19 protein-coding genes and 1 tRNA gene are annotated in these 19,481 nt (G+C 33.7%); 10 read left to right on the forward strand and 10 right to left on the reverse strand.

Annotated elements, in window-relative coordinates; translation table 11 throughout:
• The first annotated feature begins 488 nt into the window (after nt 1–488).
• Nucleotides 489–641, forward strand: coding sequence for a hypothetical protein (locus tag TD18_RS08795; protein WP_040251969.1), 153 nt, complete (start codon nt 489–491; stop codon nt 639–641).
• A gap of 11 nt (nt 642–652) precedes the next feature.
• Here TD18_RS08795 and TD18_RS08800 read toward each other — a convergent pair whose 3' ends face one another.
• A complete protein-coding gene (locus TD18_RS08800; RefSeq protein WP_040251359.1) occupies nt 653–1,333 on the reverse strand; it encodes a M15 family metallopeptidase in 681 nt (226 codons plus the stop codon).
• A 33-nt stretch (nt 1,334–1,366) separates the two neighbouring features.
• Between TD18_RS08800 and TD18_RS08805 the strand changes: the two genes are divergently transcribed.
• The 9 genes from TD18_RS08805 to TD18_RS08840 all read left to right on the forward strand — a co-directional run bounded on the left by TD18_RS08805 (nt 1,367) and on the right by TD18_RS08840 (nt 8,318).
• On the forward strand, nt 1,367–1,972 hold the full coding sequence (locus tag TD18_RS08805) for an alpha-ketoglutarate-dependent dioxygenase AlkB family protein (protein ID WP_040251362.1): 606 nt from the start codon (nt 1,367–1,369) through the stop codon (nt 1,970–1,972).
• A gap of 382 nt (nt 1,973–2,354) precedes the next feature.
• On the forward strand, nt 2,355–3,281 hold the full coding sequence (locus TD18_RS08810; RefSeq protein WP_040251366.1) for an alpha/beta hydrolase: 927 nt from the start codon (nt 2,355–2,357) through the stop codon (nt 3,279–3,281).
• Nucleotides 3,282–3,535: 254 nt separating this feature from the next.
• Nucleotides 3,536–4,396 carry an SPFH domain-containing protein gene (locus TD18_RS08815; RefSeq protein ID WP_040251368.1) on the forward strand — a complete coding sequence of 287 codons (861 nt, stop codon included), beginning with the start codon at nt 3,536–3,538 and terminating at the stop codon, nt 4,394–4,396.
• Nucleotides 4,397–4,418: 22 nt separating this feature from the next.
• The gene (locus tag TD18_RS17010; RefSeq protein ID WP_084205888.1) at nt 4,419–4,586 is read left to right on the forward strand and encodes a DUF4177 domain-containing protein; all 168 of its coding nucleotides are present in this window, start codon (nt 4,419–4,421) and stop codon (nt 4,584–4,586) included.
• Between the two features lie 2 nt (nt 4,587–4,588).
• Nucleotides 4,589–5,092, forward strand: a complete 504-nt coding sequence (locus TD18_RS08820; RefSeq protein ID WP_040251370.1) for a DUF1648 domain-containing protein — start codon at nt 4,589–4,591, stop codon at nt 5,090–5,092.
• Complete coding sequence (locus TD18_RS08825; RefSeq protein WP_040251373.1) at nt 5,089–6,027, forward strand: alpha/beta hydrolase family protein; 939 nt, start codon at nt 5,089–5,091, stop codon at nt 6,025–6,027. The genes TD18_RS08820 and TD18_RS08825 overlap by 4 nt, the downstream gene beginning before the upstream one ends.
• Nucleotide 6,028: 1 nt before the next feature.
• Complete coding sequence (locus TD18_RS08830; protein ID WP_040251374.1) at nt 6,029–6,208, forward strand: hypothetical protein; 180 nt, start codon at nt 6,029–6,031, stop codon at nt 6,206–6,208.
• A 75-nt stretch (nt 6,209–6,283) separates the two neighbouring features.
• A complete protein-coding gene (locus tag TD18_RS08835; protein ID WP_040251972.1) occupies nt 6,284–7,597 on the forward strand; it encodes a DUF819 family protein in 1,314 nt (437 codons plus the stop codon).
• A gap of 22 nt (nt 7,598–7,619) precedes the next feature.
• Entirely contained in the window at nt 7,620–8,318 is a 699-nt protein-coding gene (locus TD18_RS08840; protein WP_040251376.1) for a DUF4369 domain-containing protein, read from the forward strand.
• Nucleotides 8,319–8,476: 158 nt separating this feature from the next.
• Here the strand turns inward: TD18_RS08840 and TD18_RS08845 are convergent.
• The 9 genes from TD18_RS08845 to TD18_RS08885 form a co-directional block, all read right to left on the reverse strand.
• Nucleotides 8,477–8,550 (reverse strand) — tRNA-Thr (locus TD18_RS08845).
• A 60-nt stretch (nt 8,551–8,610) separates the two neighbouring features.
• Nucleotides 8,611–8,877 carry a hypothetical protein gene (locus tag TD18_RS08850; protein ID WP_040251379.1) on the reverse strand — a complete coding sequence of 89 codons (267 nt, stop codon included), beginning with the start codon at nt 8,875–8,877 and terminating at the stop codon, nt 8,611–8,613.
• 27 nt (nt 8,878–8,904) lie between these two features.
• A complete protein-coding gene (locus TD18_RS08855) occupies nt 8,905–9,876 on the reverse strand; it encodes a type I phosphomannose isomerase catalytic subunit (RefSeq protein WP_040251382.1) in 972 nt (323 codons plus the stop codon).
• Complete coding sequence (locus TD18_RS08860) at nt 9,876–10,283, reverse strand: 6-pyruvoyl trahydropterin synthase family protein (RefSeq protein WP_040251384.1); 408 nt, start codon at nt 10,281–10,283, stop codon at nt 9,876–9,878. The genes TD18_RS08855 and TD18_RS08860 overlap by 1 nt, the downstream gene beginning before the upstream one ends.
• Nucleotides 10,280–10,807, reverse strand: coding sequence for an isopentenyl-diphosphate Delta-isomerase (gene idi, locus TD18_RS08865; protein WP_040251387.1), 528 nt, complete (start codon nt 10,805–10,807; stop codon nt 10,280–10,282). The genes TD18_RS08860 and idi overlap by 4 nt, the downstream gene beginning before the upstream one ends.
• A gap of 179 nt (nt 10,808–10,986) precedes the next feature.
• Complete coding sequence (locus tag TD18_RS08870) at nt 10,987–12,930, reverse strand: OmpA family protein (protein ID WP_040251975.1); 1,944 nt, start codon at nt 12,928–12,930, stop codon at nt 10,987–10,989.
• A gap of 11 nt (nt 12,931–12,941) precedes the next feature.
• The gene (locus TD18_RS08875; protein ID WP_052461122.1) at nt 12,942–13,874 is read right to left on the reverse strand and encodes a PorP/SprF family type IX secretion system membrane protein; all 933 of its coding nucleotides are present in this window, start codon (nt 13,872–13,874) and stop codon (nt 12,942–12,944) included.
• 31 nt (nt 13,875–13,905) lie between these two features.
• Nucleotides 13,906–15,099, reverse strand: coding sequence for a T9SS type B sorting domain-containing protein (locus TD18_RS16680; RefSeq protein ID WP_052461106.1), 1,194 nt, complete (start codon nt 15,097–15,099; stop codon nt 13,906–13,908).
• Between the two features lie 136 nt (nt 15,100–15,235).
• Nucleotides 15,236–19,276, reverse strand: coding sequence for an Ig-like domain-containing protein (locus TD18_RS08885; RefSeq protein ID WP_152611345.1), 4,041 nt, complete (start codon nt 19,274–19,276; stop codon nt 15,236–15,238).
• Nucleotides 19,277–19,481 lie beyond the last annotated feature (205 nt).

The raw sequence follows: 19,481 nt of genomic DNA on the forward strand, positions 1-19,481 counted from the left end.
AAAAGACGAAATTGATGAAAAACTTAATTTTCATAATAAAACTCCCCTTGGTCAAAAAAAATGTGACGAAAAACCCCCTTAAATTGTTATAATTTATAACTGTAACACGTATTTAGTATTACTAAATAAAATCTTCAATAAGAGCGTCACATAAATATCGAAACAATTATCATCTTTTTAGTTATAATATCATATTCAATTTCATACTTTTTCATAAAAACGTTTGGTCAAAGCTTTTCCAAGTTTATATATTGAAAACTCAATCAAAAAAATAATATAATAATTAACCTTTAAAACCTAAAAATTATGATGACACTTGCAAAACTAATAATCGACTTAATCTTTTCTTTTTAATAGGAATTCAGATTCATTTTAACCAACCAAAAATGTAAAACTTAGTCTAGAATAGGTTTTACATTATCTTTAAAACCACAATTTGGTTGCCACTTGCAAAAGCTGTATTTTTAAATATCTCATACAAGCTCTTAATGAAGAAAGCCGTATTTAAAACTCTAGCCAAAATAAACAAAGTAATCTTACCTAGTTACACCAAACGCAACTTAGACTTAAGTAAAGCCAGTAAATTTCAATTAGCCATTATTGGATGGCGAGTTTATGTCACCAAGCGTGCTTTAGATTAGCACATCGTTATCTATTCAATTTCAAAATCAAAATACGTATTAGGAAATGGCTCCCATCGTAATGTAAAATGCCACCATTCTTTAGCATAATTCCTAAAATTATGTTTTAGCATGACTTCTTGTAGTAATTTTCGATTGGATTTTTGATCTTCAGTTAAGTCTGAATGATTAACCCAGGATTCCTTTCCGAAGAAATCATAAGGACTTCCCATATCTAAAGGCTCACTTGTAATACCATCAATGATAGTCAAATCTAACGTACTTCCTCTGCTATGACCAGAACGTGTGGCGATGTATTCCTCACGAAACAGAAAGCGTTTTTCTACGTCTGGATAAAATTCCTGCTTATTAATGGTATCATTCAAATCTTTAGCCCAACGCATAAAATGATTTACTGCACGCTGTGGTCGATAACCATCATACACTTTTAAACACAAATTTTGCTGTTGTAGATCATGCTGCACTTTTCGAAGTGCTTCTGCTGTTTCCTTTGTAATTATAAGAAGGTTAGCATTGTAACCCTCTATAGTATCTCCAACAAAATTGTGACTAGAATAATAGCGCAATTCCACATCCAGATCCGGAATGACAGTTTTAGCATACACAAAACCTTTTGGAAGTGTATTTGATTTCTGAAAACCAAAGGCTAACAAAATGAAGAAAAATGATATAAATACAATTTTGAGTTTCATACGATATAAGCTAATTTAGATAAAAATTAAGTGATGGACTTATTTTCTGAAGAAAAAACGATTTTAAAATTACCTGATGCGGAATTGATTTACATTCCAAATTTCTTAAATCAACAAAATGCATATCGCTATTTTAAATATTTGAAACAGAACGTAAATTGGCAACAAGACGACATAACAATCTTTGGAAAAACTTACAACCAACCAAGACTAACTGCGCTCTATGCTGTGAACAAAGCCACCTACTCCTATTCCAACATCACCATGCATCCTAATGATTTCACTACTGAATTATTAGATTTGAAACTTGCTGTTGACACTGAAGCACAACACAAATTCACAACGGTATTACTTAATTTATACAGAGACGGAAATGATAGCAATGGCTGGCATGCCGATAATGAAAAAGAATTAGGAGAACAGCCAACAATCGCCTCTTTAAGCTTAGGGGCAACCAGAACTTTTCATTTTAAACATAGAATTCTAAAAGCAGAACGACATAAGATGGATTTAGAACATGGAAGCCTATTGATAATGAAAGGCGCCATGCAAAAATATTGGTTACATCAAATTCCTAAAACGAGAAAGATTATTGGTGAACGCATTAATTTGACCTTTAGAACTATTAAAAGTCTATAAAAGAAAAAACCGAGATCCCTCAATCTCGGTTTTCCTAATTTGCGTTTTATTTATGTGGTAGATTTAGGGTCGCTAACTCAGCACATAAGCAAATATTAATTAATTAATCCATTGAACTAAAAACTAAATTTTAGTACACTTCAAATATAGAACTCTATTTCAATTTACAAGTCAAAATACATATATAATCGATGAAATACACTTAATTTTAACATTTAAAGACAAAAACATGTATTTCACCGATGAAATGCATCTCTGTTTTTCCTGTGATTCCATGAATTTTTTTCAATTCTTTAAATATTTTAGGTTTAAAATCGTTACACAATGACAAATTTCGTTTATGTATTTTTGATATTTATTATAATCGTCACACTTTAAAAACATGAAAGGTTACTTTTTATACATTTTATTGCTTTTTAATATTTTCAGTTTTAGTCAAGATGTCAATTTCACTTCTCAAGACTTAGCAATTAATACCTATGTTGATGGCACATTGTTAACACCAAATAACATTGAGAATCCTGTTTTAGCAATAATCATTGCTGATTCTGGTCCGACCGACAGAAACGGAAATCAAAATTTTCAGAAAAACAATGCCATAAAAAAACTAGCTGAATCGCTATCCAATCAAAATATTGCAACATTTAGATATGATAAACGTATAGTCAAACAAATCCGAAAAGGAAATGTGTCTTCTAAAATATCTTTTGATGATTTTATTACAGATGCCAATGCTGTTATTGACTATTTCAAATCACAAAACAGCTATTCTAAAATAGTTATTATTGGTCACGGACAAGGCAGTTTGGTTGGGATGGTTGCTTCAAGAGATAAAGCCGATAAGTTTATAGCCTTGGCTGGCTCTGGAAAATCTATTGATCATGTTATTATAGATCAAATAACACAAATGGATCCAGCACTGGTAAGGGAGACAGAACGTTCATTTAAATTGCTTAGACAAGGACAGGTAGTTAAGAATTATCCTCAGGCTTTAAGCGGTATTTTGAGTCCAGACCTTCAAGCTTTTATGTTGAGTTGGATGAACTATAATCCACAGGAACTTATTAAAGATTTAGATATACCAATTCTTATTATTAGTGGCACAAAAGATTTACAAGTTCCTATTGTTGAAGCTGAACTTTTAAAAGCAGCATCCTCAAATGCTGAGCTAAAGTTGATAGACAACATGAATCACGTCTTGTTTATTATTGAAGGCAAAGAACTTGAAAATTCTAAATCTTATAACGAGTCTTTCAGACCAATATCCAGTGAACTCATCACTGAACTTGTTGCGTTCATGAATAACTAGTCGCAATACACTTCAATATTAAAATTAAAAAAGCATCTCAAGTTTGAGATGCTTTTTTACTAACTAACCAACCAAATGAAAATGTTTACTCCTTTAGTTGAGGTAATCACTCCTCGTTTAATATCATCGTAAGCATTCTACGACTTATATATAACAAATGGTGTGCCAAACTCGATTTGGACGTAAAAAATATTTGATGTATTTTTGATATCAAAATAATATCATATTGAATTATTCAACTTAAACTTATCACAATGAAAGAAGAAAAAATAATAGTACCTGCAAATGGTTATTTAATGCTCTTTGCATTTCTTATTTTATTTTTTGGTGGCATTATCACTATGATTGCCTTAAAGACACCATGGTTATTATTAGCGGTTATTACAGGTGTTTTTATTGCACCAGGTTTTATAATGGTACAACCTAATGGGTCTAGAGTTCTATTACTTTTTGGAAAGTATGTTGGTACTGTTAAAAAGAATGGGTTTTACTGGGTAAATCCTTTCTATACCAAAAAGAAAATCTCATTACGAGCAAGTAATTTTGACAGTGAACGGTTAAAAGTAAATGACAAACTTGGTAACCCTGTAATGATAAGCACAATTCTAGTTTGGCGAGTTCAAAACACTTACAAAGCAGCTTTTGATGTTGATAATTATGAGAACTTTGTTCGTGTTCAAACAGATGCTGCTGTTAGAAAGCTAGCGAGCATGTATCCTTATGATAATTTTGCTGATGAAGGTGTTGATGAAGACATCACTTTGCGTTCTAGCGTAAATGAAGTCAGTACAGCTCTTGAAAAAGAAATTGATGAACGTTTATCTATAGCTGGTATCGAAGTCTTAGAAGCACGTATTGGCTATTTAGCTTATGCTCAGGAAATCGCTAACGCTATGCTAAAACGCCAGCAAGCAACAGCTATTGTTGCCGCTAGACATAAAATCGTGGAAGGTGCTGTAAGCATGGTGGAGATGGCGATTGAACAATTAAGCAAAAAAGAGGTTGTACATCTGGATGAGGAACGCAAAGCTGCTATGGTAAGTAATTTAATGGTTGTTCTTTGTGGAGACAAAGATGCTTCGCCAGTACTTAATACAGGAACATTAAGCCATTAAAAATGAATAAGAATTAAAGATTATGAAAGAATATAAAGTAGTGACTCCAAAGTTAGGTTTTAGAAATACTGTTGAAAAGCTTGAAGACTTACTGAACAATCATGCCAGAGAAGGTTGGGTTGTTAATAGTATTTTACCTCATGAATATACTGTGTCGTATATCGTTTTTGAACGCGATAAAAACAGATAAAAATGAAAACTGGCAGGCCAAAAATAAAAGTACCATTAGAAGGACTAGATATTGTTCTGGATATTCTTTCAGCTACTATACTGGTTTTATTAATTGCTTACACAATAATATCATATTCTGAATTACCAGATACTATTCCATCACATTTTAATATTAAAGGTGAAGTTGATGGTTATAGTAACAAAAGTATGCTATGGTTGCTTCCCGCATTTGCCATTGTCTTATTCTTTGGATTATATATTATGAATAAGTTTCCACACTTACATAATTACATGGTTAATATTACTGAAGAAAATGCACTCAAAAATTATAGACTTAGCACCAGAATTGTTCGATTTGCAAACTTGTTTGCGATGTTTATATTTGGAGTTATAGCTTTCAGCATTGTTGAAACTTCAAAAGGTAATACCAGTAACATTGAGATTTGGTTTCTTCCATTGGTGATTGGAATTAGTATAACATTGCCAATAATTATTTTTATTTATCAGAAAAACATAAACAAATGATTAAATTCAAATTAATTATAGCATTGATCGTCTTTACGCACAATATGTTTGCTCAAGACACATTTACTTCGGAAGACATACTAATCAAGAATGATAGTATTCAGTTACCAGGAACTTTAACATATAATGCCGATTTAAAATCTCAACCTTTAATCATTTTTATTCATGGCTCTGGCAATGTTGATCGTAATGGTAATCAAGGTATGATGGCTAAAGCAAATTACATTAAGATGCTTAATGACAGTTTAGTCTCTAAAGATATAGCATTCTTTAGGTTTGATAAACGTACAGCAACCCAATCTAATATGAGGTTTATTATGTCTAACATGACCTTTGAGGGCTTTGTTGATGACGTTAATACCATTATTAACACCTTTAAAGACGATAATCGATTTTCATCCATAACGCTAATTGGCCATAGTCAGGGCTCGTTAATTGCTATGTTGGTTGACCATACGTATGTTGATAAATACATTTCACTCGCTGGTCCGAGCAATTCAATAGATCAAACGTTAGTTGAACAAATTAGGTTTCAAAATGGTGATGACATGGCCAATAAAGTGGAGTCACATTTTAAAGAATTATATGAAAAAGGACATATTGAAAATGTAGATCCGATGTTAATGTCAATTTTCAATAAACCTACACAACCTTTTATACTATCCTGGATGAAATACAATCCTTCGGAAGAAATTAAATCAGTTAAATTACCCATTCTGATTCTAAACGGAAGTAAAGATCTACAAGTTCCAATACGTGATGCTGAAACATTACATGCCGCCAATCCAAATTCTAAATTAGTCATTATTGAAAATATGAATCATGTCTTAAAATCGATAGAAAAAGATGAAGACAATATAACATCATATATGTCACCAGATTTTCCGTTATCAGAAGAATTAATACAAGTCATTGAAACCTTTATAAAACATTAACATGTCGAAGAAGAAAGCATTTGCATTACGAATTAATGAAGATATGCTCAAAGCCATCGAGAAATGGGCTGCTGACGAATTCAGAAGCACCAATGGACAGATTGAGTGGATGCTAATGCAATATTTAAAAGAAAAAAACAGACAACCAAAACCAAATAAAAACAAAGATAACGACTCTTAAAGAGTCGTTTTTTTATGCGCATTAATTTTGGTATTTTGCGACCCTAAATAATTGTGTATGGACACCAATCAATTAATTGAAGTTAAACCATTTTTTACCGATGACACCATAGTTTTTGGACTACTGATGCTAACGTTGGGATTTGTTTTTTATACTTCAACAAGTGAGAACGGTTTTTGGAAAAAATTTTACAAGTATGTTCCTGCATTATTAATGGCATATATGTTACCTGCCGCATTAACAACGTTTGGCATTATTGCTCCTGAATGGGGATTAGAAAACGAGCAAGGTTCATTAGTCGAGGCTACAGGGAAATCGCAAGCATATTATATCGCAAGTCGGTTTATGCTTCCAGCTGCCTTAGTACTTATGACAATTAGTATAGACTTAAAAGCAGTTTTTAATTTAGGTTGGAAAGCTTTAGCCATGTTTGGCACAGGAACTTTAGGAATTATTATTGGTGGACCAATTGCTGTTTTTTTAATCGCATTGATATCACCAGAAACCGTAGGTGGTGCTGGTCCGGATGCGGTTTGGAGAGGACTTTCAACCTTAGCTGGAAGTTGGATTGGTGGTGGTGCCAATCAAGCAGCTATGCTGGAAATTTATGAGTACAACACCGCAAATTATGCAGGTATGGTTATTGTTGATATCGTTGTAGCTAATATTTGGATGGCTATTCTATTATTAGGTATTGGTAAACAAGAAAAAATTGATAAATGGTTAAAGGCAGATAACAGTTCTATTGAAATTTTGAAAGAAAAAGTATCTAGTTATGCGTCAAGTATTTCAAGAAATCCAACTCTAGCTGATTTCATGGTTATTTTAGGTATTGCTTTCACAATTGTGGGGCTATCACATTTTGGCGCGAACGAAATTTCTGAATTTTTAAAAGCTAATGTTGAGGTTGTGAGTGATAAAAAATCAGCATGGTCTTCGTTTGGATCTCAATTCTTTTGGATGATTTCAATAGCGACCATTTTGGGCATTTTATTATCATTTACCAAAATAAAACAATATGAAGGCGCAGGCGCGAGTAAAATAGGAAGTGTATTCATTTATATTCTTGTTGCAACTATTGGCATGAAGATGGATCTTACAAAAATTGTTGATAATCCAGGATTAATTATAGTTGGCTTAATTTGGATGGCAGTTCATGTAGGTTTACTTTTTTTAGTAGCGAAATTAATCAGAGCTCCATATTTCTTTTTGGCTGTTGGAAGCAAAGCAAACATTGGAGGCGCAGCTTCTGCTCCAGTTGTAGCTGCTGCATTTCATCCATCCTTAGCAACAGTAGGCGTCTTATTAGCTGTTTTTGGGTATGTAGTTGGCACGTATGGCGCAATGCTTACAGCTGAATTAATGAGGATAGTAGCTCCAATAACTTAACACATAATTTTTATAATTTAACATGACAAAAATCTTTAAATTTTTAAGTTTAATTACATTAGTCCTTCTTCAAACGTCTTGTGGAAAGGATACAGACTCGAACTTTACACTAAAAGGCTATGTAAAAGGTTTAAAAAAAGGAACCGTTTATTTACAGAAACAACAAGATTCAATTATCGTTATCCTAGATTCGCTTGAAATTAATGGAAATTCAAACTTTGAATTGCATACAGATCTCAAAGAGCCTGAAATATTAACGCTTAAACTAGATCAAAATGACAATCAAGAAAATTGGGTATCTTTCTTTGCCGACTCAGGAGTTACTGAAGTGAAATCAAACACAAAACTTTTTAATTTTAACGCTAAAGTTAAAGGATCAAAACAACAGGAAGTACTTGAAAAGTATTTATCGACATTATTAAAATTAAATAACAGGAATTTAGATGCGCTTCAATCTAATTTTGAATCGAATAGCAATACGTCATTTAGTGAACAACAACAAAAATCATTAAAGCAAAAATACACGTACACTATTCAGTTTGCTTTAAATCATCCTGATAGTGAAGTTGCTCCATATTTAGCAGTTTACGAAATCCCGAATACAACTGTTAAATATTTAGATACCATATATAACACATTAACTCCAAAAATAAAAGAATCAAAGTATGGTAGACTGCTTAAAGAAACCATTGATCTGAGAGTAGCCACAGAAAATAATTAATACAAATTTAAAAAAGCTCCAATCACATGAATGGAGCTTTTTTTATACTTCAAAAACTGATTGTGCGTCTTACATCGACGACACAACATATAAATCTTCTCAATTTTAGAATTAAAAAAAAAAATCCAATACTAAATTAGTATTGGATAAATCTTTTGAGCCGATGGAGGGACTCGAACCCACGACCTGCTGATTACAAATCAGCTGCTCTAGCCAGCTGAGCTACATCGGCTTTTCAGCCTGCAAATATAAACTTGAAAATGATATTTGCAAATAGCTCGATAAAAAAAGTTTATAATTTATTTACTTTTTCTATTAAGGCTCTTCCTTTCTCTTCTAGCTCATTATTGATAGCTTTGAAATGTGCTTTTTTATTCTCAACATTTCTATCATTAACTTTAGCTATTAACTCATCAAAAGTGGTAATCGCTTCATCTATGATTGCTTCACTCTTTTTAGTGTCTTTATCAGTGTTGGTATATTCCCACACATAAACTGCTTCTATAATATCTCCTAAAACGAAATTGATATCTTTTTTTAGGTCTCTAACATTTGCCATAATTACTTAAATTTATTTGCTACAAAATTAAACATAAACTTCTAATAGTTTTGCATTTGCGGACGTTATTTTATAGGTTTCTATTCCAGCTGGAATTAAAATGGTTTCGCCTTTTTGTATGAATTCTGAAGCATTTTCAGTTTCAATCATTGCTTCACCTTCAACACATATGTAAATAAAAAAGGAATCCTTGGTGTTTATTTTTAAAATAGGCTCCGTAATATGAAGAAAACTCGTTGTAAAATATGGACAGCTCACCATTTCATTTGAACTGTTCTTATCAGTTTCATATGCAACCCTGAAATCATCTTCCATTTCAAAATTGAAAGCATCAATAGCTAAATCATTATGCAACTCTCGTTCATTACCTTTATCATCAACGCGATCCCAATCGTAAACGCGGTAGGTAATATCACTTGTCTGTTGAATTTCGGCTAGCAACACTCCTGCTCCAATAGCATGCACTCGTCCGACCTCAATAAAATAGGTATCTCCCGTTTTAACCTGATCAAAATTTAAAATTTCGGTAAGTGTTTTATCTTCTAAATGCTTCAGATATTTTTCTGGTGTCATCTTTTGATTAAAACCAACAATTAAATTTGCGTCATCGTCTGCTTGCATCACATACCACATTTCGGTTTTTCCGAAGGAATTATGACGCTTTGCAGCCAATTCATCGTTCGGATGTAATTGTATTGATAAATCTTCTCTGGCATCAATAAATTTAATTAGTAATGGAAATTTATTTCCGAAGATTTTATAATTCTTTTCGCCTAGCAAATCTGCTTTAAAAATTTCTAAAAGATCTTTTAATGATTTTCCTTTTAAAGCACCATTTAAAATGACCGAAGTATCATTTTCAACATCACTAATCTCCCAACTTTCACCTATATTAGGTAATTTAGAATCTTTATTGAGTAGGGTGTGAAGTTTTTGTCCTCCCCAAATTTTTTCTTTTAAAATGGGTTGAAACTTAATTGGATATAAGTCTTGATTCATTATCCTGAGTATGTTACAAAATTTCTTGGTGTTTCGTAAAGTACAATTTCTAGATCAAAATCTGATTTAAGTTTGGGCTTTATTTTATTATAAATCACCACGACAATATTTTCGGCTGTCGGATTTAAATCTTTAAATTCTGGCACTTCAACGTTAAGATTTTTATGATCAAAAGCATCTTCAACTTCAGATTTAATGATGTCTTTCAAAATCTTCATATCGATGACATATCCTGTTTCTTTATCGATTTCACCTGTGACACTAACTATAAGTTCATAATTATGTCCATGAAAGTTAGGATTATTACATTTACCGAAGATGCCATCATTCTTTTCGAAACTCCAATCTTTACGATACAATCGATGTGCTGCATTAAAATGAGCTTTTCTACTTACAGTTACTCTCATTGCTTAGCGATATTTATATGTTCGTAAAATTTATCAAAAATAATTTTAAACCAAGCTGTATAAAGCTCTGGATGTAATTCAATATCTACTTTAACAGCTTCTAATGACATCCATTTCCAACGCTCTACTTCATCTAAATTAAGACTAGGTTCACCATTGTAGTAACCTACCATGATATGGTCGAATTCATGCTCAGTTAATCCGTTGTCAAAAGGCGCTCTATAAATAAAAGAAGTTGTTTCCTTTAATTCTGTAACGAATCCCATCTCTTCCTGCAAACGTCTTTTGCCAGCCTGAATATTTGTTTCTCCAACACGTTGATGACTGCAACACGTATTCGTCCAAAGTAAAGGTGAATGGTATTTATGCTTTGCACGTTGTTGCAACATTAATTCATGGTTATCATTAAAAATAAACACTGAAAAAGCACGATGTAGAACCGCTTTTTCGTGCGCTTCCATTTTAGGCATAGTACCAACTTGTTCATCAAGTTCGTTTACAAGAATTACGTGTTCTTCGTTCATCTGGCAATTTATTTTTTATTGGTTCAGATGCAATTTGCTAATAAACATATTAGTTACTATAACTAATTGCATTAGCTCATTTCATAGCTAACAAAAATAACAACTAAATTTCTAAAAACGGACTAGAAACAAAAAAGCTGCCTTAAAAAAGACAGCTTTTAACGTTTATTTAATAAATTTTACATTTTCACGATAATAAACTCACTACGTCTATTGAGTTGATGCTGTTCTTCTGTACAATCTGAATTGTTAGTTGGTTCACAACCACAATCATTAACCAATTGAGATTCGCCATAACCTTTCGCTGTTAATCTTGAAGCATCAATTCCTTTAGAAATCAGATAATTTCGAGTTGCCTGTGCTCTATTTTCAGATAATTTGGCATTGTAATCTGCTTTTCCTCTACAGTCAGTATGACTTTTTATATCAACAATCATATTTGGATATTGATTCATAACTGCCAATACTTTTTGCAATTCAACTTCGGCATCATAACGAATATCATATTTATCATAATCGAAATAAATAATTGGAATACCAAGTGTTTGTGCTAAATCTGTTCCTTCAGTAATGCCTTTAACGTCTTTTTCTAATTTAGGATTAATCACTAAATCTTGTTTTTTCTTAGGTGTGGTAAAGCGTTCTTCAACCGTTTCATAATCTTCAGCCTCGATTCTGATTAAATATTCTTTCTCACATTCTAATTTTTCAAATTTATAAGTACCATCAGCACTTATAATTTGTGAATTAAGCACTACACCTTCAGCATCTAATAGAGTTACTTTTGCTCCTACAATGATCTCGTCGGTTTCTTCATCTCTCACAATACCTTCTACAACTTGCTCACATTCAGGAAATTTAAAGCTGTAAATATCGTCATCACCTTTTCCTCCATCTCTATTGGATGTAAAAAAGCCTTCTTCTGTAGCGACGTTTTCATAATAACCAAAATCATCCATCGGACTATTAATTGGACGACCAATATTTTCAAGAATTAGTTGTTGGTTTAATTCTCTGCGTTTTTCAAATTCTCTAATCACAAACACATCTAATCCTCCTAATCCACTAAATCCGTTAGAAGAAAAGAATAAATCGCCTTCAGAATTCACAAACGGAAAGGTTTCATGACCTTCTGTATTTACTGAAGGACCTAAATTAACAGGTTCTCCTAGAGTTCCGTCAGGATTAATATCAACTTCAAAAATGTCAGATTTACCTAAAGTTCCGGTCATATCTGAAGCGAAATACATCTTTGTCCCTTTAAGATTTATGGTAGGATGCGCAACACTGTATTCGTCGCTATTGAAATGTACAGATTCAATATTTGTCCATTCCTCGTCCTCTAAAGTCGCTTTAAAAATCTTCAGTCGGTTTGTACCATCTTCACTTTTCTTATACTTTTTATTGTAATAGTTATTTCTCGTAAAATACATCACCTGATCATCTGGTGTGAAGGACACCGTTGACTCGTGAAATTTGGTATTGACCTGATCATTGAACGCAGTTACATTACTGTATGAACCATCCTCTTGTTTATCTGCTGAAAACAAATCGAGAAAAGGTTGTTCATTCCACATGTATTTTTTTCCTCCACCTCTTGCTGAAGCAAAAACCAATTGATTTTGATATTGCGTAGTTCCAAAGTCTGAAAACTCTGTGTTGATATCCATATTTACCACTTCAAAATCCCGACTTGCTTCTTCAATCATAGAAAGATAATCAACGGTTGACGCAAACGCTCTTCCTCTCAAATCACTACGATCTGCCTCATAAAATTTTCGCATCCATTTATCAGATTCTGTATAGTTCTCGATAGACTTAAGCGCTTGAGCATATCTAAAGTAGTACTCAGGATCCATATCTTCAGACATCGCCATCAATTCACCATACCATTGTGCGGCTTCTTTCATTTGGTTATTAAAGTAAAATGAATTGGCAAGCTTCTGGAGTAAATCGACTGATTTATAACCATTATTTGCAACCTCTAGTAAAATCTCACTGGTTTTTACATAAGCTAAATTATCGTATTCCTTTTTAGCCTGTCTTACTTTTCCTTTTTGAGCATAGCTTATTGTAACAATAAAACTCAATGCCAATATAGATAGTATTCTTTTTGTTTTCATAATCATTTTTTTTAGAAGAATCTAGGTGATAATATTCTACCTAATTTTTGCATTTCGAAACGTAGCATGATTTCATGTGAACCACTGTTGTAATTATTTAAATTGGTCGTAGTAGCATCATAAGCATAGCCAACATATAAGCCATCGGTAACTTGAAAGCCTGCCAGACCACTAAACGAATCATCCCAACGCCAAGCTAAACCTAAAGTAAACTTATCGTTGAATAAAAAATTAGCTGAAACATCTGCAATTAATGGAGCTCCAGAAACAGCTTTCACTAAGGCTGCTGGCTTAAACTTGGTATTTTCACTTAAATCAAATACGTATCCAGCAATTAAGTAATAGTTCATTCGTTCTTTTGCAACAGATTCCTGAAAATCATTGTAATGCTCTGTTGTTAAGAAATTTGGAACCGATAAACCAACATACCATTTTCTGTTATGTAAATACACACCTGCTCCGATTGTTGGAGAAAATAAGCTAACATTTTCTTGAAAAACGGCATCACTCTGATTTTGAAAACGTCCTTTGCTCCAATCGGTATCCAATAAATGTGCTCCAGCTTTTACACCGAATGACAACTTTGTTAAAGATTCATTAAGCTGAATCGAATATGAAAAGTTAGCATCTATATATGTTTCGTTTGCAGGACCTAATGCATCGTTGACAATAGAAAGTCCAAGACCAATCTTATCATTTCTAAGTGGAGCATGAATTCCTAACGTTTGAGTTTTTGGGGCTCCATCAATACCAACCCATTGTGTACGATATAGGCCTGTTACGCTTAACACTTCCCGTTGTCCAGCATAAGCTGGATTAACACTCATTGTATTATACATATACTGTGTATATTGAGGGTCTTGCTGTGCAAAACTAGTATTAATCATTAGTGCACAAAACACTAATAGTATTAATCCTTTAACTAATGATGATTTTTGTATCATTTTAATATTGTTTTTTAATCTTGCCTTATTATTATCTGTTAATGTATAACCATCCAACTCTTGGTTCTGAGCCATTACCTAAGTCAATTACATAGTAATATGTACCAACTGGCAATTGATTAGATTCACTCATAACAGCTCTTCCGTTTGAAGTTCCATCCCAATCGTTTCTATATCCTTTTTTAGAATACACGATATTTCCCCAACGGTTATAAACTTCTAATGTGTTATTTGGGAATGTTTCAATACAATCTATTATAAATGTTTCGTTTACACCATCTCCATTAGGTGAAAACTCATTATAAATAGTTAAACATATTGGATCAACACGAGCAGAGGATTCATTATTATTCAAATTCTGATCATTGATATTCAAAATTCTAGCTGTATTTAAATAGTCACCAAATCCTAGAACTTCAACAGTAATTTGAAGCATTTCAACTTGACCTGGATTTAACTGACCAAAAATCCACTCTCCTGTCACATCTGAATATGTTCCAGCAGTTGTAATTGCTTCAACAAATGTATATCCACTAGGCAACACATCTTCAACAACAATTCCAGTTGCAGTTACAAAACCTTCATTAGAAACCGTAATAGTAAAGGTTACATTATCACCTATTAATGGTTCAAAAATATCAACTTCTTTCAGTACAGATAATTCAAAGTTTGAATCAGTTAGTGTTACTGTTGGATCATCAGGATCACCATTTCCGTCCAAGTCGTTATTAGTTGGATCTGTAGGATCATCACTTTGATCACTAACGGTTGTTCCTCCTGGACCAACTCCTGAAGCAACAGCGCTATTACTAACACCTCCAGCATCAACATCACTTTGTGTGATTATATAGCTAGCAATATAAGTTGCTATTTCACCTACTAATAGTACTCCTTCAATATTATCTGAATTTAATGGATCAAATGTTGGAGGAGAATCGAGAGTAAGTGGATTACCATTTAAATCAGTTAAATCATCACTTACTATCATAACATTATTTAATATCAAATTACCGATATTTTCTACTGTAATAGTATAATTAATCTGATCTCCAACTCCAATAACACCATCTCCATTATCGATAACAGATGCCGTTTTTAAAACTTCAATAAGAGGCAAAGGACATTCGGTAACCGTTACTGTTGCCGTATCTGTTACTGAAGCACATGCTCCATTTCCAGTCACTGTATAAGTATAAACACCAGCTTCTGTAATTGGGAAAATCACAACGTTATTTGAACCATCAGTCCAAACGCCACCTGCATAAGGTGTACCTATTAATTCTGCAAAAATTTCAGCTTCGGTTAAATCTTCATTAACACAGATTTCAACAGTACCATCAGCTCCTGCATTTGGTGCTGCGTCAATAGTTATTGTTGCACTTACGCCTGTTAAATCCTGTGATGCCTAGGACTGCGATCTCTAATGTACCATCAGCTGGAATAATTGCTGCAATTAATCCGCCTCCATCTATACTATAGGTTACGGTATCACCTGCATCTCCTGTGATTACAAACTCGCCATCTTCTCCTGAACACACACTCGCATCTGTCGCTGATACTGTTACTGCATTTGGTGCTGGATTAACAATAATAGTAATACTAGCTTCTTCTGGGCACTGGTTGTTAATTGTTGAAACTTCTAACCTATAGACATTTGAGTCAAAACTCGCAGGAACATTATTAATTGTCAATACTGCCGTTTGCGTACCAGAGTACTGCGCTCCATCTGCCAATGCTGTTGTACCCAAATACCATTGATAGTTAAAATCTGCCACTGGTATGGCAATAGTAGTATCATCAATAGCACTTCCAGTTAAACCAAAATCGGTAACACGAATTCCAGAAGTAGTTGCTGTCAACACTAGATTTTCTGACTCACAAATTACAGCTGGATCAGGATTAGGTGCAATAGTAACATTAGTTACCACATCGCTAATAATTTCGGTGCCATTAGCACCATCGTAACCTCCTACACCGCCTGCTACGAGGCCATTACCATCAAACCCAGTTCCATCAAGGAATCCATCATTATTATCATCTATACCACCAGATTCCACTACATCCAAACAGCCATCATTATCACTATCAGGATCTAAATGGTTTGGAATTCCGTCATGATCAATATCATATAATGTTGTAACCGGATTTGCAAAATTTGAAACACAATTAAATTCAACACTATGCCTTCTAGTAACTGGTGTATTAGCTGTAGTGGTTAACAATCCTAATCTAATGGTTTGACCAGAAGTATTTAAGTATCGTGTAGAAAAATTAGATTGAGGATTTGCATTTGAAGTTCCAGAGAAATTCATATCACTAGACGTACCAACAATCCATGGTCCAACATCTGAAATAGTAACTTCGCTAGGATTGTCCTGAGTATAACTAATTGGATATTCTGTCCAGTTCTGTTCAAAAAGGTTGGCATTACCATCAATATCATTAAAATTAATAAAGAGTTCAGGGATAATTACTGGAGTCGATGTTCCTGATTGTACAAATTGAAAATCATATTCAACAAAAGGTTGTTGACCAGCAGGAATATTTACAACTACAATTTCAGGTTTAAAAAAGCTAGGATCTGTCGTGTTTTCATCAATAATGAAAACAATACAATTATAAATTTCATTCACTGTAACTAAAGCATCAATTCCAGTTGCAACATTAGCAAACCTAAATACTTCACCTTCATATACAGTACCAATGAAACCGTCTCCTACCTCTTCTGTAGGAATATTACTAAAATCTAATGTAGTATGTGCACCACAAATTGGCTGACTGTTGATGGTATATCCTCTTTCAACAGTATCTAATATTCCGTCATTATCATCATCGTCATCACAACCATCAGCTAATGCATCACCATCATGGTTTTGGGCATCATCAAAGCCAGGACATTGATCATTCAAATTACTAACACCATCCTTATCGTCATCACACTCTAAAGAAGTTACAAGTGGATTAATTGCGCTAACATCATTTTGCAGAGCTGAAAAACCTCCAACTAAAGGAATACCATTAGCGTCAACGACATCTCCTAAACTATCTTCATCATCCAAATCTGCCAAAGTAAAACCACCATCACCTTCAAGAGCATCAGCACATCCATCATTATCGCTATCTGCATCAAGAAAATCTGGAACTCCTCCGCCATCTGTGTCCTGACAAAGTTCTACAACTAGATTGTCTAATCTTAGATCATCAGAAACTCCTGGACCGTTAGAAAATGCTCTTATGCTTATTACAGAAGAACCCGTTGGAGAAACGAAGTAAACTGTTTGTGTAGAAAAAACATTGACACCGCCATTATCGGCTTGAATTTGTGCAGCCGTTTTACTATATAATACAGTTCCATCAACAGAAATTTCTAAAGTAGTATTAACTGCACTACTGGCATCTGCGCCATCCTGAAATGTAAATGCAGTTAAGACATTTTGATACACTGTTACAGTTTGTTCGAAAGTTGAATCGGAATCATCAGCAATAAATCTTGCAATTCCACCTCCTATTCCAGACCTAAACCAATCTAAATCACCAGATTCAGTCCAACCTGTAACCAGATTTGAATTAAAATCACCATTTATCAATGCATTTGATGCATTACATTCTACTGAATCTAAAAGACCATCATTATCATCATCTAAGTCACATCCATCAGGTACTGAATCTCCATCAGTATCTGCAAAATCATTAAAACCTTCACATATATCAGAAGCATTCAAGACTCCATCATTATCGCAATCGTTTGTTGGAAAATCTAGACAATTCCCAATAACTACAGATACATTTGCTGTATCACATATTGAATTATCAACATCTAAGCATATTGAATATTCAACAGTATAAATTCCGGGTGCACTATCAGCAGGAATATTAATTGTTCCATCTGTATTTATTGTCACACCTGTTAATCCATCATCATTACTGATACTGATATTATTATCTATGTTAGCATCTGTTGCTGGTGATCCATCTGCTAAATCCGTACCGTTTCCATTATTAGAAAACACGCTTGTTGTTGTTCCACCTGTAATTGGATTAAATGGCGTGCCACTAAAATCATCGTTTTCTGCTACTATGGTCGGTGTTGCCAACACTTCTATTGAAACATCTGCCGTTGTACAAATGGAATCATCTGGTGCATTCAAGCATATCTCATAGGTTACTGTATAACTACCTGGTGTACTAGCTGCTGGAATATCTATCGTACCATCTGAATTGATTGAAACACCTGTTAAACCATCATCATTAGTTATGCTAATATTGTCATTAATGTTTCCATCTGTTGCTGGTGATCCATCTGATAAATCTGTGCCGTTTCCGTTATCGCCAAACACACTTGCTGTCGTTCCTCCGGATGTGGCATCAATTGGCGTACCACTAAAATCATCATTTTCTGCTACTACAGTCGGAGCTAATACATCAACAGTTAAGGTAGCGATATTTGAAGTTGCTGGTTGAGGAAACCCATCAAGAACGTAGTCGTCTTGTACTGTATAATCTAGAGTAGCAATTCCTGTAAAACCTAGTATTGGATCAAATGTAACATCACCTGTAGCATCAACACTCCAAGTGCCATTAGCATTAGTAATCGAATTTTGAATACCAGGTGTTGATGGATCTAAATCAACTGTAGAGTCAACAATATTACCATCGAAATCAACATCTGTGGTGGTCACATTAAAGGTTGTACTTGTATTATATGGTGTGGTATCTGAATTGTTATCAGCTGCTGGGGCTGTATTTATAGCATTTAATGTTATGGACAACTGGATAGTCTCATAAACTATTCTAGACCCACCTCCTCTTGGTGTAGAATCGTTTCCAGGAAAAAAAGAAAAATTCATACTTGTAGCAGTTGCGGTAAATCGTATTGCTACTGTATTCCATTGATTCCGATCAGCAACATCTACAATAATAGTTTGTCTTGGATTTGCACCTATTTGATAATCGAAATCCTCAATAAATGTTCCTGCATAATAATCTGGTCCTTGTCCATCATTATTTGATATTGGCGCAAACCAGTATAAAATTAATTCATAAGTTCGACCAACAACCAAACCAGACATTGTTGTAATAACAGTTTCTTCAGTACTGTTTATATCTCTTAAAGATATCCAGTCTGCATGTCCATTTGGTGGCAAAGGTAAAACATCACCATTTGCAGGAAAATCCCAAGTAGCTCCACCTCCACCTACTCCGATAGCCGCAGCAACGGTTGAGCTAGACACATCTGGCGTTCCACCATTATCTGTCCAACCTGGAGGAGCACAGTTTTGACATGGACTTGTCCCATCTGTGGCAGAAATGGTTTGTGATAAAACATCTTGAAAAGAAAAAACTAAACAGACTACCATACATGTAATCATATTAGCAAAAGAGAATCGCGTAGAGATTTTCATAAAATCTTATATAAATTGTTTATTCTTAGTTTTATATAACACCTTAGATCGTCTACTTTAAAAACAAAAAAACCTTCCTTATACATATGAATGTATAAGACAGGCTGTCTATTGTAACTGTAGGTTCAAAATAAGTGCTATTAATCTGGTTCAAATGTAATAATTTTGTAAAAAAAATACTATCAATATTAACATTCATTTTATC

This window comes from Psychroserpens mesophilus (genome assembly GCF_000826645.1).
Taxonomy (GTDB): domain Bacteria; phylum Bacteroidota; class Bacteroidia; order Flavobacteriales; family Flavobacteriaceae; genus Psychroserpens; species Psychroserpens mesophilus.

Excerpts from the sequence above, each read along its gene's own strand:
- TD18_RS08795 (WP_040251969.1), top strand. The coding sequence starts at position 489 with ATGAAGAAAGCCGTATTTAAAACTCTAGCCAAAATAAACAAAGTAATC.
- TD18_RS08800 (WP_040251359.1), bottom strand. The coding sequence starts at position 1,333 with ATGAAACTCAAAATTGTATTTATATCATTTTTCTTCATTTTGTTAGCC.
- TD18_RS08805 (WP_040251362.1), top strand. The coding sequence starts at position 1,367 with ATGGACTTATTTTCTGAAGAAAAAACGATTTTAAAATTACCTGATGCG.
- TD18_RS08810 (WP_040251366.1), top strand. The coding sequence starts at position 2,355 with ATGAAAGGTTACTTTTTATACATTTTATTGCTTTTTAATATTTTCAGT.
- TD18_RS08815 (WP_040251368.1), top strand. The coding sequence starts at position 3,536 with ATGAAAGAAGAAAAAATAATAGTACCTGCAAATGGTTATTTAATGCTC.
- TD18_RS17010 (WP_084205888.1), top strand. The coding sequence starts at position 4,419 with ATGAAAGAATATAAAGTAGTGACTCCAAAGTTAGGTTTTAGAAATACT.
- TD18_RS08820 (WP_040251370.1), top strand. The coding sequence starts at position 4,589 with ATGAAAACTGGCAGGCCAAAAATAAAAGTACCATTAGAAGGACTAGAT.
- TD18_RS08825 (WP_040251373.1), top strand. The coding sequence starts at position 5,089 with ATGATTAAATTCAAATTAATTATAGCATTGATCGTCTTTACGCACAAT.
- TD18_RS08830 (WP_040251374.1), top strand. The coding sequence starts at position 6,029 with ATGTCGAAGAAGAAAGCATTTGCATTACGAATTAATGAAGATATGCTC.
- TD18_RS08840 (WP_040251376.1), top strand. The coding sequence starts at position 7,620 with ATGACAAAAATCTTTAAATTTTTAAGTTTAATTACATTAGTCCTTCTT.
- TD18_RS08850 (WP_040251379.1), bottom strand. The coding sequence starts at position 8,877 with ATGGCAAATGTTAGAGACCTAAAAAAAGATATCAATTTCGTTTTAGGA.
- TD18_RS08855 (WP_040251382.1), bottom strand. The coding sequence starts at position 9,876 with ATGAATCAAGACTTATATCCAATTAAGTTTCAACCCATTTTAAAAGAA.
- TD18_RS08860 (WP_040251384.1), bottom strand. The coding sequence starts at position 10,283 with ATGAGAGTAACTGTAAGTAGAAAAGCTCATTTTAATGCAGCACATCGA.
- idi (WP_040251387.1), bottom strand. The coding sequence starts at position 10,807 with ATGAACGAAGAACACGTAATTCTTGTAAACGAACTTGATGAACAAGTT.
- TD18_RS08870 (WP_040251975.1), bottom strand. The coding sequence starts at position 12,930 with ATGAAAACAAAAAGAATACTATCTATATTGGCATTGAGTTTTATTGTT.
- TD18_RS08875 (WP_052461122.1), bottom strand. The coding sequence starts at position 13,874 with ATGATACAAAAATCATCATTAGTTAAAGGATTAATACTATTAGTGTTT.
- TD18_RS08885 (WP_152611345.1), bottom strand. The coding sequence starts at position 19,276 with ATGAAAATCTCTACGCGATTCTCTTTTGCTAATATGATTACATGTATG.